General features: G+C 26.1%; 15 protein-coding genes. 6 read left to right on the forward strand and 9 right to left on the reverse strand.

Annotated elements, in window-relative coordinates:
* Positions 1-84: 84 nt before the first annotated feature.
* Genes ACQPVP_RS06175 through ACQPVP_RS06185 form a run of 3 tightly spaced genes read right to left on the reverse strand, consistent with a single transcriptional unit; the run spans position 85 to position 1,387 of the window.
* Positions 85-216, reverse strand: a complete 132-nt coding sequence (locus tag ACQPVP_RS06175; RefSeq protein ID WP_430848189.1) for a hypothetical protein — start codon at positions 214-216, stop codon at positions 85-87.
* Between the two features lie 24 nt (positions 217-240).
* On the reverse strand, positions 241-744 hold the full coding sequence (locus ACQPVP_RS06180) for a GNAT family N-acetyltransferase (RefSeq protein WP_430848191.1): 504 nt from the start codon (positions 742-744) through the stop codon (positions 241-243).
* Positions 745-778: 34 nt separating this feature from the next.
* Positions 779-1,387, reverse strand: a complete 609-nt coding sequence (locus ACQPVP_RS06185) for a class I SAM-dependent methyltransferase (RefSeq protein ID WP_430848193.1) — start codon at positions 1,385-1,387, stop codon at positions 779-781.
* 163 nt (positions 1,388-1,550) lie between these two features.
* On the opposite strand from ACQPVP_RS06185, the gene ACQPVP_RS06190 reads away from it, so the two are divergent.
* Positions 1,551-1,682 (forward strand): hypothetical protein, encoded by a 132-nt coding sequence (locus ACQPVP_RS06190; RefSeq protein WP_430848195.1) that lies wholly within the window; start codon positions 1,551-1,553, stop codon positions 1,680-1,682.
* 50 nt (positions 1,683-1,732) lie between these two features.
* On the opposite strand, the gene ACQPVP_RS06195 is transcribed toward ACQPVP_RS06190, so the two are convergent.
* Positions 1,733-2,497: a hypothetical protein gene (locus ACQPVP_RS06195; RefSeq protein ID WP_430848197.1), complete on the reverse strand. Its 765-nt coding sequence runs from the start codon at positions 2,495-2,497 to the stop codon at positions 1,733-1,735.
* Between the two features lie 346 nt (positions 2,498-2,843).
* Between ACQPVP_RS06195 and ACQPVP_RS06200 the strand changes: the two genes are divergently transcribed.
* Positions 2,844-3,257 carry an EamA family transporter gene (locus ACQPVP_RS06200; RefSeq protein WP_430848199.1) on the forward strand — a complete coding sequence of 138 codons (414 nt, stop codon included), beginning with the start codon at positions 2,844-2,846 and terminating at the stop codon, positions 3,255-3,257.
* 142 nt (positions 3,258-3,399) lie between these two features.
* On the opposite strand, the gene ACQPVP_RS06205 is transcribed toward ACQPVP_RS06200, so the two are convergent.
* The 5 genes from ACQPVP_RS06205 to ACQPVP_RS06225 form a co-directional block, all read right to left on the reverse strand.
* Positions 3,400-3,534 carry a hypothetical protein gene (locus tag ACQPVP_RS06205; protein WP_430848201.1) on the reverse strand — a complete coding sequence of 45 codons (135 nt, stop codon included), beginning with the start codon at positions 3,532-3,534 and terminating at the stop codon, positions 3,400-3,402.
* Between the two features lie 31 nt (positions 3,535-3,565).
* Positions 3,566-5,716, reverse strand: coding sequence for a YhgE/Pip domain-containing protein (locus ACQPVP_RS06210; RefSeq protein ID WP_430848203.1), 2,151 nt, complete (start codon positions 5,714-5,716; stop codon positions 3,566-3,568).
* Positions 5,717-5,728: 12 nt separating this feature from the next.
* On the reverse strand, positions 5,729-7,879 hold the full coding sequence (locus ACQPVP_RS06215; protein WP_430848205.1) for a YhgE/Pip family protein: 2,151 nt from the start codon (positions 7,877-7,879) through the stop codon (positions 5,729-5,731).
* Positions 7,880-8,005: 126 nt separating this feature from the next.
* Positions 8,006-9,205 carry a sensor histidine kinase gene (locus ACQPVP_RS06220; protein WP_430848206.1) on the reverse strand — a complete coding sequence of 400 codons (1,200 nt, stop codon included), beginning with the start codon at positions 9,203-9,205 and terminating at the stop codon, positions 8,006-8,008.
* Between the two features lie 2 nt (positions 9,206-9,207).
* Positions 9,208-9,879 (reverse strand): response regulator transcription factor, encoded by a 672-nt coding sequence (locus ACQPVP_RS06225; protein ID WP_430848208.1) that lies wholly within the window; start codon positions 9,877-9,879, stop codon positions 9,208-9,210.
* Between the two features lie 259 nt (positions 9,880-10,138).
* Between ACQPVP_RS06225 and ACQPVP_RS06230 the strand changes: the two genes are divergently transcribed.
* The 4 genes from ACQPVP_RS06230 to ACQPVP_RS06245 all read left to right on the forward strand — a co-directional run bounded on the left by ACQPVP_RS06230 (position 10,139) and on the right by ACQPVP_RS06245 (position 14,771).
* Positions 10,139-10,822 (forward strand): polyphosphate polymerase domain-containing protein, encoded by a 684-nt coding sequence (locus ACQPVP_RS06230; protein ID WP_430848210.1) that lies wholly within the window; start codon positions 10,139-10,141, stop codon positions 10,820-10,822.
* A gap of 22 nt (positions 10,823-10,844) precedes the next feature.
* Complete coding sequence (locus tag ACQPVP_RS06235; RefSeq protein WP_430848212.1) at positions 10,845-11,519, forward strand: DUF4956 domain-containing protein; 675 nt, start codon at positions 10,845-10,847, stop codon at positions 11,517-11,519.
* Between the two features lie 21 nt (positions 11,520-11,540).
* Positions 11,541-13,784, forward strand: coding sequence for a CotH kinase family protein (locus ACQPVP_RS06240; RefSeq protein WP_430848214.1), 2,244 nt, complete (start codon positions 11,541-11,543; stop codon positions 13,782-13,784).
* Between the two features lie 90 nt (positions 13,785-13,874).
* On the forward strand, positions 13,875-14,771 hold the full coding sequence (locus ACQPVP_RS06245) for a multicopper oxidase domain-containing protein (protein WP_430848216.1): 897 nt from the start codon (positions 13,875-13,877) through the stop codon (positions 14,769-14,771).
* Positions 14,772-14,927: the final 156 nt, after the last annotated feature.

Raw genomic sequence — 14,927 nt, forward strand, 5'->3', positions numbered from 1 at the left:
CTTCTAAAAATTTATTTAAATAAATTATATAATACTATTAAGAATAAAAAGTATCTCCTATAACTTAAATTGAGATTATAAATCTTAAGAATTTTTATTTATATAAATTTTCAAAGCTTTTATTGCAAGTATAAGTACATATATTCCTAAACCTAAAATTGTAACTAAAATTATAATATTTATTATTGACCACATAGATATAAATAACATTTTCATAAGCTTTCTCCTTTTTAATTATTTTTATAACTCTCTACAATACATAACCTCAATAGCATCACAGAACTTCTTAGTTTTATCACTTAAAATAAATCCATGTTTTTCATAGAATTTACGCGCTCTACTATTTTCTTTAAACACCCATAATATTACTTTATTAAACCCAGATTCTTTTATCTCTTTTAATATGTGCTCCATCATTGTTGAGCCATATCCTTTTCCCCAGTTAGATGATAAACTGTGTATGCAAATTATTTCTGCATAATCCTTATATTCCTCATCTCTTGATTTATCCCAGTACGCTATACAATGTGGCATATCATCAATTGATAAAATAAATCCATTCCCAATATTTTTACTAAGTAACATACTATACATTTCTCTTGCTTTATTAATATCTGAATATTTTTTCATATCTTCTTCTGATATAATCTTACTAAACGCTTCCTTCCAAGCTTCTGTTTGTATATGAGCTAGTATATTTTCATCTCCTATTTTAACTTTATCTATTTTACTATTATTTTTCATTTTTTCTCCTTGTTCTTAATTTTATATTCATTAATTATCTTATAACCTTTTTAAAAATATAGTATTTCCATATAGAATTTTTATCAAATACAATCTCATTTATAAATTTAAACTTTTTAAATGAATATAATTTCAATTCTTCAATTGTATGTAAATTAAAATCTCTATCGTACTTTTCCCCATCAATTTCTGTATAACTTGACCTTTCATTCTTACCAGTTCCTTCTTTAACAACAATAAATAGAAATCCATTATCATTTAATACATTATCAATTTTCTCAAAAGCATTAGAAAGTTTCTCATTAGGAATATGTACTAATCCTGCTATTACTACACAACCATCAAATTTACCAAGATAAGAATAATCATTTAACATATCTTCCACAACAAAGCTAATACCTAAATTTCTTTTATTTGCTATTTTTATACTTTCCTCACTAAAATCAAGTCCAACTACATCAGCTCCAAGCTTTTTCATTCTCATACTCTCATATCCTGCTCCACAACATAAATCTAAAATACGAGGCTTTTTAGGTAAATAATTAAAAAATTCCTTTATATAAGGAATTAATGATTCATCATCATACCATTTATCAGCCCATTCTGATGCTGTTTTATTATAAAAATCTTTAGTATTTTTCATCAAAACCCCTCTCCCTTAATCTGTAAATTCCAATTTAATATAATTATATCCTAATTATTTATTAGATACCATATTATAAAAAGTTAATTTATTTAAATACCTTAATATTTTTTTATAATTGGGTAAATCTAAATATTGATAACTATATCAAGGAGGATTATAAATGAAAACTAAAGGATCTAAAAATAATATAAATCCAAATTCACCAAAGTATAATGAGAAAATAAGAAATAAGGCTATAGAAAAAACTCCTACTGGAGAAGATGAACCTTCTCCAAATACTACATATAAATAAAATTAAAAGTATAAAATACCGTTTACAATAATAAACGGTATTTTATACTTTTATCCTAATAATCTACTTACCATTTCATTAGCTTCCTGTGCTATTGGTATTATATTTTTAACAAAAGAAATTGTAGTATTAATACTTGTAAGTAAACCTAAAACCTTTTTAATGTTTTCTTTAAATTTACTATTTTTAGAGACTTCTTCACAAACATTTTTATTAAGCATTATACTACCAAGTCCTTGTTCAATAGAAACCCTCAATCCATCTATACCATATATTTTATATTCATCTATCTTATTATACAAATCACTAAGTACATTACCTAGAAATACTTTAATCTCTTCATTTACTTCTAATTCCTTTAATTCTTCTATTAATATTTCTATTTTATCCTTAAATATAGTTAAATTATCTTCCTCAATATTTTTATATTGATTACTTACATCTAAAGCCAAAGCTAATCCATTAATTGATATTAATATTTCATTTGTAATTATAGTATCTAATTGGTGTATATCGTCATCTAATCCTATAGCCATAATCTTTTTTTCAAAATTAGTCAAAGATTTTATAAGTTCTTCTTTTGAATTGCTTTGAATTTTGCTAATTTGTTTTTTTATATTTTCTATTATCTCAACAACTTGAAGTATAGATTTAAATATTTTTTCATCATTATTAATATCTACATCAAAAATTTCAGAAATAACTGATGCTACAGATTTAAATCTCCTTTGTTTTTTAGTATTATTACTACAAAGCTCTTTTGATTCACTTAAAATTTCGTATAGTCTAACTGCCGGATTAGTTGATAATACCATACTATCCCCTCCATAATATTTGTTACAGTTATTATTTCTATACCATAAGCTTGTTCTCTCATTTTTTACCCTATAATAATTAATTTTATAACTTAATTATTATTCTATTATAATTTTTATTTAAACTATCTTTAGTATATATAATGCTTAAAATGTATAATATATGTGTATTTTTAAAATTTTAACAAATTTTATGCTAATATATGTATAAATAGTATTTTATTAATTAAAAAACTCTATCACCTTTTCTTATATTTAATGATATTATATAATACTATTATACTTAAACTATAGATGGAGGATGTTTCTATTGTTAAAAAATATTAATTCCAAAGGAGTTATTCATATGTGGGTTATCTACGCTTTATTATCTGCTTTATTTGCAGCACTAACTTCAATATTAGCTAAAATAGGAATTGAAAACATAAATTCAAATCTAGCTACTGCAATTCGTACGGTGGTTGTTTTAGTAATGGCATGGGGAATAGTACTAATAAATGGTAGTATAAATCAAATTAGTAACATAAGTCAAAAAAGCTGGCTATTCTTAATTTTATCTGGTATTGCAACAGGACTGTCTTGGTTATTCTATTATAAGGCTCTACAGATTGGGGAAGCTTCTAAAGTAGTTCCAATTGACAAGTTTAGTGTTGTAATAACTATGATTTTAGCCTTTGTAATATTAAAAGAAGCTGCTAGTTTTAAAACTATTTTAGGCGGTATATTTATTACTATTGGCACTTTCATTATGATACTATAGTAAAATTATTTATAATCAAAATTAAAAGAAGAAAAACTCAGCAATTTGCTGAGTTTTTCTTCTTTTAATTTTCTACCACATTTTTAATTATTTCTTTTATTTCACTTAAAGATAAGTCTAAAGTCTCAATTCCACCTATATCTCATTCAGCTGTATTCTTTATATTATTTAATATTCTTGCATATAGTTGTTTCTTACTGTCAAATTTTTCATTATCTTCAACTATATAGTTATAAAGATTTCTTGCCTCTTTCTCTATATATTCTCTATCTTTCATAGCCTCTCCTTTTACCTATTGCTATAAAGCCTTATAAATTTGCTTCTTCAAATTTATGTTCCATAAAATGTGTTAATTTATGAAATGGCTTCTTTAATACTGCAATAATAATAAAAATTAAACAATATATTAAAAGTGCCCTTACACTTGTAAAAACATTCTCCCAAACTGGTCCAGATATAGCTTCTCTAAAACTATTTATTGAATAAGTAAATGGCCAAAGTGGATATAACATACCAAATATCTCTGGATTTGTTTGTATTGGATATATTCCTCCAGCACCTGCTATTTGGAATACCATTATTATAACAGCTATAGCCTTTCCAACATTACCCAAAATAGAAACTAATGTAAATATTATTAATGTAAATGTAATTGATGTTAACATTGCTAATCCAAATAATAAAGGCACATTATAAACTGGAACCTTAAGTATTAGCCAGTCTCCTAAAATTACTATAAATGATTGAATTAAACTTATACTTAAAAACAATAGCATTTTTCCAAAATGTCTTTGAAGCATATTCGGTTGCTTTCCATCCTCAAAATCCTCACAATTTGTTGTTAATAATGCTCCTGTTAAAAGAGCACCTACCCAAATTGCTAAAACAGAATAAAATGGAGTAAGCCCTACACCAAATATTCCTTCCCCATAAACATCAACTTGAGTAACAGTTATTGGAGATGATATAAAATCTGCTATTTCACTAGAATCTTTTGTAAGTAACTCAATTATTTGATTTAAACTTTCATCATTTAAATTTTCTAACTTAGAATCTAAGTCTGAAACACTTTTTTGAATATCAGCTATTTTATTACTTAATTCCTCTGCATCTTCTATAGCTTCATTACTTGATGCTATTCCATAGTTTGCTAATGCATTTAATTGTGGAACTATTATCTTTGATGTTTCAAGTATAGAATTTAAATTATCTAAGTTATTAGTATACTCTTCTGAAATATTATTAATAATATTGCTATTATTTTTATAATAATTATTTGAAATAGTAACAATATCACTCATTACTTTATCATTAACTTTAATTATTGAATCTATTTTTTTATTTATATCTTCTTCTGCTGTCCCATTATTGACTAATGTTTTTAATTCATTAATAGAACTTTCTTGATCATTTAAAATATTATTAAGATTATTTAACTCATCTACTAATTTATTTAAATTTTCATTATTTATATTTTGGTTAACTTCATTTATCTCTTTAATTGATATATCAATTATATTTTTCATTTTTTCAATATAATCATTGACTTCATCTAATTTTTTATTTATTTCATCCTTAGTAGTAGAAGAAATATTTATACTATCTAACGAATTATCTATTTTTTTTGATAAGGTTTGAAGGTCTATAATACTATTATTTATATCATTATTTATTTTATTTAAATTATTTTTATTTTCATTTACTAAATTCTTACTTAATTCTGTAGCTTTTTGTAAATCATTAATTTGCTCAGTAATAATAGGTAAATCATTTTGCATACTATAAATATATTCTTTTAAATTCTCTGAATTTTCAGCAGAAGTATTTATATAATCTTGTATACTTGCTAAATCAACTATTGCTGTACTTACAGCATCTTTTATAGATAATACCTTTGAACGATTATTATCCAAAGTTAATCCTATATTATTTAAAGCATTAAAGGCTTCTGAATTTACTGTTTCCACAAAATTTGATTTTATTTCTTTTGTAAGTTTATCTTTTGCGACATTAGTTATTTTAGTTGCTATTGCATTTGCTTTTTCATTTGCTTTATATACTATATTGGGCTTTTTAGGATTATTTGTTGTTAAACTTACTAATCCACTTGAGAAATTTTCTGGTATCTCTATTACTGCATAATATGTTCCTTGATTTAAAGCATTATTTGCTTGCCATTCATCTATTATTTCCCATTTTATAGAATTATTTTCTTTTAAATTTTCTATAACCTGTTCTCCTACATTTATCTCCTTTGAATTCACCACTGCGCCCTCATCTTTGTTGACTACAGCAACTGGTAAATTGCTTGTATTAGCATATGGATCCCAACATGCATATATATTTATCCATGCATACAATGAAGGAATAATACAAAGACCTATAACTATAATTATTGCTGCATAGTTTCTTTTAATTTTAAGTAAGTCTCTTTTAAATATTCTAAATAACATCTTCATAATTTAACCTCACTATTCTCCTATTCCTGACTCATGGAATTTTAACTCAAATTTCTTAACTACACTTTTTAGTTTTGGCTTAAATACAAAACCTAATATTAAATAAAGTATTGAGAATAGTAATAAAATACTTATATCTAAAATTACACTACTTACAAGTGGTCCTGCAATAGCCTCTCTAAATCCACCTACTGCATAAGTAAATGGGAAGAATGGTTGAAGTATTCTAAATATAAGTGGATCTACTTGTATTGGATAACTTCCCCCACAGCCAGCTAATTGAACTATCATAAAAACAATATTTATGGCTTTTCCTACATTTCCAAATAAAGATACATTCGTAAAAATTATTATTGAAAATGTAATTGCTGAAACTACAGAAAAAATCACCATTAAAATAGGCGATACAGAGTATACTTTTAATAAAAATATATTTCCTAAAGCTATTATAAGTCCTTGTATTGCTGCTAATAATACAAATGTAGCCATTTTTCCAAAATATTTTTCTCTTATATTTGGTTCATTTCCCCAATCAACTTTAGGTGCTTCTGTTTTTAAAATTGAAGTTAATATTAATCCTCCAACCCATAGTGCTAAAACTGAATATATAGGAGCCATAGCTGATCCATAATTAGGTACAGAATATACACTTACTTCTTTAATATTAAATGGATCTGAAATAAAATTAGAAATCATATCTGGATTGCTTTGTAATATTGCAAGAATTCCATTTAAATCCTCATCATTTAACTTAGATAATTGCTCTCCTAAGCTTTTAATATCATCCCTATAATATTCTAATTGTTCTAAAAGATCTCCTGAAACCTTAGTTGCAAGTCCACTTCCTTGCTCTGCAGTATTTAATAAATTTGTTATACCATTAACAGATTTTTGCGAATCATCTAGAAGTTCATAAGCCTTTTTAGTTGCATCAACTAAACTATTATTTATCTCATTTAGAATTGGTACTGTTGTACTTTCAAAATTATTTTGAAAGCCTTCAATATTTTTAGAAATTTGTTTTAAGTTTTCCTTTAGTTGATTTATAGCTTCTTGATTTTCTTTATTTTCATTAGAATAACTATTCCATATTGATTCTAATAAAGTTTCTTGTTCACTAATATCACTTTGTAATAATTTCAAATCTGAAATATTTTGCGCTATAGTTTCATTCGGTTTTTCTTCATTTATAGCCTCTAAGTACTTTATATTAGAAGTTGTAGAATCATTTATTGAAGTAAATGTATTTTTTATATCTCCTAATTGGCTATTAACTTCTACTGTACTATCAGTACTTCCTATTGTATCTAATATAGATATTATCTTATCTATATAAACTTTATTTTGACTTAGATTTTGATTTAAGATAGAAACCGAATTAGTAAAACTATCTGTAGTTGTTTTTATTAAATTTTGTGCATTTTGAATTATAGATTCTCCTGTAGACATTCCACTTGTTAATAAAGGCAATGTTGATTTAACTTCCTTTAGATAGCTATTTAAATTTCCCGCATTTGAATTTACACCATCTAAAACATTTATAACAGAATCTATTCCTTTAGATGCAGTTATTATAAGGTCCTTAAGCTTTATTATATCAACCTTATTCTTATCAACTTTTTCTTCATAACCATCAATTTTTTCAAATGCTTTCTTATTTACTGTTTCAATAAAATTAGTTGTTATTTGATCAATTAATGTTTCTTCAGCTACTCCTGCTATTTTTCCTGCTACTGGATTAGCTTTTGTATCTAATTTATAAATTATTTCAGCCTTCTTAGTTTTATCACTTGTTATACTAACTAAATCTTCTGAAAAACTTTCTGGAATTTCTATAGATGCAAAGTAAGTTCCATCTACTACTCCAGAATCAGCATTTTCTTTACTAACAAATTTCCATCCTATATTATTATTATTTTTAAGTTCATCAATAACTTCTTGTCCAACATTTATTTCTTGTCCTAAAACCTCTGCACCTTTATCATTATTAACTACTGCTATAGGCATTGTACTTGTATTTCCATATGGATCCCAACATGCTTTTATATTTACCCAAGCATATAAAGCTGGTATAACACATACACCAGCTACAATTATTATAGCTACTGGATTTTTTATAATACTTTTTAAATCTCTTTTAAATACTTTTGCTATATTTTTCATACTGTATCTTTCCCCTTGTAAATAAATATCACAATTTGACTAACTAGTACAATTTTAATCCTACAGAATAAAAATATCAACATATTTATTAACTTATTTTAGCCCTTAAAATAAATTATTTTTATTTTAGCTATTAAATTCTATTATAAATGTAGTATCTTTACCAATATCACTTTCAGCATGTATTTTCCCATTATTGCCTTCTACTATAGATTTAGCTATAGATAATCCTAAGCCATATCCACCTGTTTCCCTAGCTCTTGAACTATCTACCCTATAAAACCTTTCAAATATTTTATTTATATCTTCTTTTTTTATTCCTTCTCCAGTATTTTTAACCTTAAGTCTTATTTTATTTTTATCCTGCTTTAATTCTACGTCTATTTTTCCACTTTTATTAGTATACTTAATTGCATTATCTAATAATATTATAACTACCTTTTTTATACTTTCCTTATCACCTTTTATAGATATACCCTCTTGAATATTAGACTCTAGTTGTATTCTATTTTCGAATATAACCGCTTCAAAAGTTAATAAAATACTATTTAATAATTTACTTAAATCAAAAACAACAAACTCATTAAGTCCCATATTTGTATCAAGTTTTGCTAATGATAACATTTCATCTAATAATTCTGACATTCTTTCTATTTGATTATTAATATAATTTAACCATTTGCTTTGACTTTCTACACTTAAATTTTTATTTGATAATACTAATGAAGTATTTGTTCTTATAATAGTAAGTGGTGTTTTAAGTTCATGCGATGCATTTGCTATAAATTGTTTTTGTTTTTCAAAGGTTTCTTTTATTGGTTTTATAGTTTTATTAGTCAAATAAATACTTATTAAAAGTAATAAAATAAGGCTTATACTTCCAATTGATATAAATACTTTTAATAGATTATTTAATACTTCAATTTGCTGTTCCCTACTCATTAAGACTATTGTTAAACCTTTATTAGAGTATTCCTTAAAATACCCATAACTACTTCCATCTATCTTTACTCTATCAAGCTTATTTTCATTTTTAATTATTGTATATATTGTATCTTCAAGCACAGCTTCATCTATTTCCATATAAGTATTGACAGTTGCAATATTATTGTCAGAATCTAACTCAATTATTATACTGCTACTCATCCTAGGAGAATTGGGTGTTGGTTTCCTTGGATTAGATGCTGTGTTCATTAATTCATGCTCTAAATCTTTTTCTATACTTATAGCGGTAGATATGTATATTGTTCCAAAAATTAATATAAATACTATTGTCAATAACGACATATTAATTAATATAAACTTCTTCTTTAACTTATCAAACAAAGTTAGTCCTCCATTCTATATCCAACGCCTCTTATTGTTACTATATTTACCTTGGATTTTAAATAAGATAATTTTTTTCTAATAAAAGAAATATATACCTCTATATTGTTATATTCTACTTCTGAATCAAATCCCCAAAGTTTAGTTATTAAATCATCTTTACTAACTACACATCTAGGTCTTTCCATAAAATATTTAATAATTTCAAATTCCTTTAAGGTTAATCTAATGCTTTCATCATTTACATCTAAATCATAAGTATTTATATTTAAGCTTATATCTCCATAAGCTAATATATTCTCATTAATAACAGTTCCCTTTCTTCTAGTTATAGATCTTATCCTAGCAAGCAATTCCTCCACTGCAAAAGGTTTAGTTAAATAATCATCTGCTCCTAAATCTAGTCCAACAACTCTATCCTCAATTTGACTTTTAGCTGTCAACATTATTACAGGAGTTAAAATACCTTCTTTTCTTATCTTTTTTAATAGACTTAATCCATTTAACTTAGGCAACATAATATCTAGAACTATTACATCATATATTCCTGTTAATGCATAATCTAATCCATCTTCTCCATCATATACTGCATCAACCATATATTTATTTTTTGTTAAAATTTGAAATAAAGCTTCAGATAACTCTTTTTCATCCTCAATCAAAAGTAATTTCATATAATTTAACCTCCTCGATAAATTAGTTTAACTGCTACAATAATGTTCTATTTTAAAAATATAAAATTATTTACTGTTATTATTAATTATAAATTCTATATTTTATACTATTTTGCATAACTAACTTATTTTTATATATTTATTTAATAAAATTTTATCATATAAATCTTAAAATAGAATTAAATTTAAAATTGAATTTAGAATTTAAGATTAAATTAAGCTTTCTATAATAATATCATTTTGACAGGAGGTGATATTTATGGTAAAGCCAAGACATGAAATTAAAGTATTCATTAATTACTCCGACTATATTTCTATAAGAAATAGAATAAAAACTTTTGCTAAACTTGATCGAAATGCTAGTGAAAATGGAATTTATTATATACGTAGTTTATACTTTGATAATTTTAATGATAAAGCTTTAATGGAAAAAATAAATGGATATAACAATAGAGAAAAATTTAGAATTAGATTCTATAATCATAATCATTCTTTTATTAGGCTTGAAAAGAAAAGTAAATCTAACGGCTTATGTTATAAATCTTCTGCTCCATTAACTAAAAATGAGTGTGAAAAAATATTAAATGGAGATATTGAATTTTTAAAAGATTCTAATAAAGATGTATTAAAAGAATTTTATTGTAAATTAAAATACCAATGCCTTAAACCTAAAACTATAGTTGATTACACTAGAGAAGCCTATATATATGATGCTGGAAATGTAAGAATAACAATTGATAGTAATATAAAGAGCGGTTTATACTCTACAAATATTTTTGATTCTACTCTTCCAACATTAGGCTTAGTAAATGATAATCCTATAATTTTAGAAATTAAATATGATAATTTTCTTCCCGATATTATAAGGGATTTAATTCAGACTAATACACGTAATCAGACTGCTGTATCAAAATATGCAGCTTGTAGATTATTTACAGTATAATTAATATTTTGGAGGTAAAAAAATGACTTTTAATGATATTTTTAAATCTAGCTTTTTAGAAAAAGCTTCTACTTTTAACATGCTTGATATGGTTATAGCTCTAGCCCTTGCTTTTGCTATAGGATTATTTATATTTTTAGTTTATAAAAAGACTTTTAGAGGCGTTATGTACTCTGAAAACTTTGGTGTATCACTACTTGCTATGACACTAGTAACAACACTTATAATCTTAGCTGTAACTTCAAACGTTGTATTATCACTTGGTATGGTTGGTGCTTTATCAATAGTAAGATTCAGATCTGCTGTTAAAGAACCTTTAGATATAGCTTTTGTTTTCTGGTCTGTAAGTGTTGGTATAGTTCTTGGTGCTGGACTTATTCCTCTAGCTATATTTGGATCTGTTTTTATCGGAATTATAATGCTTATATTTGTAAACAAAAAAAGTTCAGATAACCCTTACATATTAATAGTAAATTGTACTGATGATAATAGTGAAAACTTAGCAATGCAACATATTAATAAATCAGTAAAAAAACATGTTATTAAATCAAAAACTGTATCAGCTAGTAATGGTATAGAGCTTACTGTTGAAATAAGATTAAAAGAAATGTCAACTAAATTTGTAAATGAAATTAATAATTTAGAAGGAGTTAATAACGTTGTTTTAGTAAGCTACAATGGTGACTATATGAGTTAACCCTTAAGGTGGTGTTATAAAATGATTTCAAATAAATATATAAACGCTATTATAGCTACAATAACAACTATTGCTATATTTTTTACTACTTTAATTTATATAAATTCTAAAAATGTAACTACTACTGAAGCAACTAGTTCATCTAGTAACTTTACTTATCTTAGTACTGTTTTTAATAAAGAACAAATAACAGACATTGATATAGAAGTTGATGAAGACAATTGGAATTATCTTTTAGAAAATGCTACAGATGAAGAATATATAACTGCGAATATAACTGTTAACGGAACTAAATATTATAATGTTGGTATTAGAGCAAAAGGTAATTCAAGTCTTTCTACTGTTGCAAGTGATGATACCACTGATAGATATAGCTTTAAGGTAAAATTTGATGAATATGTAGCTGGACAAACACTAGATGGTTTAAGCAAAATTTCATTAAACAACATAATATCTGATGCAACATACATGAAAGAGTATCTTTCTTATGATTTACTAGATAGAATGGGTGTACCTACTCCTGCCTTTGCATTTACTAACATAACATTAAACGGTGAAGAATGGGGATTGTACTTTGCAGTTGAAGTAATTGAAGAAGAATTTATAGAGAGAAATTATGGCTCTTTATCAGGAAACCTATATAAACCTGAAGGTAGTGAAATGGACAATATAGGCAATATGGATGATAAAGAAAACATGGAAGGCTTTAATCCTCCTGATATGGATAACATAGAAATTCCTGAAGATTTCACTCCTACTACTGAAGATCAAGGAGAAGCTCCTGAAGGCTTCACGCCTCCTACTGGAGAACAAGAAGAAACTTCTGAAAGCATTACTCCCCCTACTATGAGTAATGGAGAAAATGTTACTCCTCCTGATATGAGTAATGATGGAAATGGTCAAAATGTGGTTCCTCCAACTATGGATAATTCTCAAAATGGAGAAAATAAAAAAACTCAAAATTTTAATAGTGATGAAAATAATAATACTCAATCAAATGAAAACTTTAAAGATAATGGCTTTAGAGGTGGAATGATGGGTGGTGGAGGAATAGGATCTTCTAATGGTGGAAGCCTAGTTTATACTGATGATAATAAAGATTCCTATTCCGATATATTTGATAATGAAGTATTTAAAACAACTACAGAATCTGATGAAGAAGAAGTTATTGAGATGATAAAAAATCTAAATGAAGGAACTAATTTAGAAGAATATCTTAATGTAGATGAAATACTTAGATATTTTGCAGTAAATACTTTCCTTGTAAATTTAGATAGCTATGCTTCTAATATGAAACATAATTATTATCTTTATGAAAGAGATGGCGTATTCGAAATACTTCCTTGGGACTATAATCTTTCTTTTGGAGCATTTAATATAGGAAATGCTAGTAGTGCTATAAATTTCCCTATTGATACTCCTGTTACAGATACTACTGGAAATAGTCCTTTAATAGAAAAATTACTAGAAGTTGATGAGTATAAAGAAACTTATCATAAATATCTTCAAGAAATAGTTGATTATGTTAATGATGGAACTTATGAAAATACAATTAATTCAGTAAATTCACTTATATCTGAATATGTAAAAAATGATGCTACAGCATTCTATACTTATGAAGAATATGAAGCTTCACTTCCTGAGTTAATAAACTTTGGAATAGATAGAGCGAAAAGTATATCTGCACAACTTGATGGAAGTCAGCCTTCAACTAGCTATGGAACCATTGAAACTACTGTTAATTTGACAACAATGGGTAGCCAAGGCGGTGGTAATAAGGACAAAGATATGAATATGCAAAAACCTAATGATATAAATAATGTAGATACTAGTATAGGAAACACTACAAATAATCAGGGAAAAATGCAAAGTCCTAATAATAATAATCAAGAAAATCCAATGCAAAAACCTGCTGCTAATAATAATAATAATGTAGATTCAACTACTAGTGCTAGTACAGAAAATTCTACAGATAATCAAGCTAGTTCACAGGATAAAATGCAGAGCCCAGATTCTAATAATGATATGAATACACAAGCTAATGATACTTTCGAAAATAGCTCTACTCAAGATGGGCAAAGGCAAAATCCTAATAATAATGATACTATGTTTATGAAGGGAAATATGCCAAATACTGAAGTTAATTCCTCCAATATTAAAAATAATATTATAATCTTAGGTGGATATCTATTATTTTTAATTGCAGGCATAATATTTGTAGCTATGTTTAAAAAAAGAAAAATTAAATATAAGAAAGGAAATTAATCACGTTATATTTTAAATAATTTTCATTCATCACACAAAAAATACTTATACTAATATATTGTAGTATAAGTATTTTTTATGGAGATTAATATGGTTATAACACCTGGAATTGAGGATTTAGATTATAAATATGAAGATGGAATTAAACATTTTACTTTAATTGCTGAAGAAGTTGACCTTGAACTTATCCCTGGACTTTTCGTAAAAGCATGGGGCTACAATGGTTCAGTACCAGGACCTACTATAAAAGTTAAACCAAATGATAAAGTTTGTATTAGAGTAATAAATAATTTACCTGAAGAAACTAGTGTTCATTGGCATGGGTTAGAGGTACCAAATGATATGGATGGTGTTCCTCCTGTTGAACCTTCACCTTATATTTATCCTGGAGAATATTTTGATTATCATTTTAAAATTAATAATCCACCTGGAACATATATGTACCATTCACATGTAAATGTTATGGTTCAAGATAATGCAGGATTACTTGGTGGCTTTATAGTAGAAGATCCAAAAGATGATAAAAGGAAAAATTTTAAGGATTATTTAATAGTTCTTCAGGAATGGGCAGCAGATAAATTGCCTTGGGGAGACGTAGCTAAAGGAACTTATGACTTAAACTTTAAAATGCCTGATTTTAACTTCTTTACGTTTAACGGAAAATGCTATCCTTTAACTAAACCATTACCTGTTTGCTACGGAGATACAGTACGTATACGATACTGTAATATACAAATGCATCATCATCCAATACATCTTCATGGCCACCAATTTAAAGTAGTTGGAGCAGATGGCTTCCCAATTAGAAAAGAAACTCAAATTTATAAAAATACTATGTTAGTGGCTTCTGGTGAAACTTGGGATGTAGAATTTATTGCTAAAAATCCTGGGATATGGCCTCTTCATTGTCATATGCCTCATCATGTAACTAATAATGGAGCACCAGGTATAGGTGGAATGTTTACTACTGTAAATTATATAAACTAATCTAAAAAGCTGTCGCAAAATTAAAAATTAATAATTAATAATTAATAATGATAAATTAATGAAAAAACTCCCGAAGGAGTTTTAAAAAGAAATTAATTTTAGTAATTCTGTAAGAATTACATCAATAATTCTTAATTTGTACTGCTTGTGCGACAG

The sequence above is a fragment of the Clostridium nigeriense genome (genome assembly GCF_050585265.1).
Lineage (GTDB): Bacteria > Bacillota > Clostridia > Clostridiales > Clostridiaceae > Clostridium > Clostridium nigeriense_B.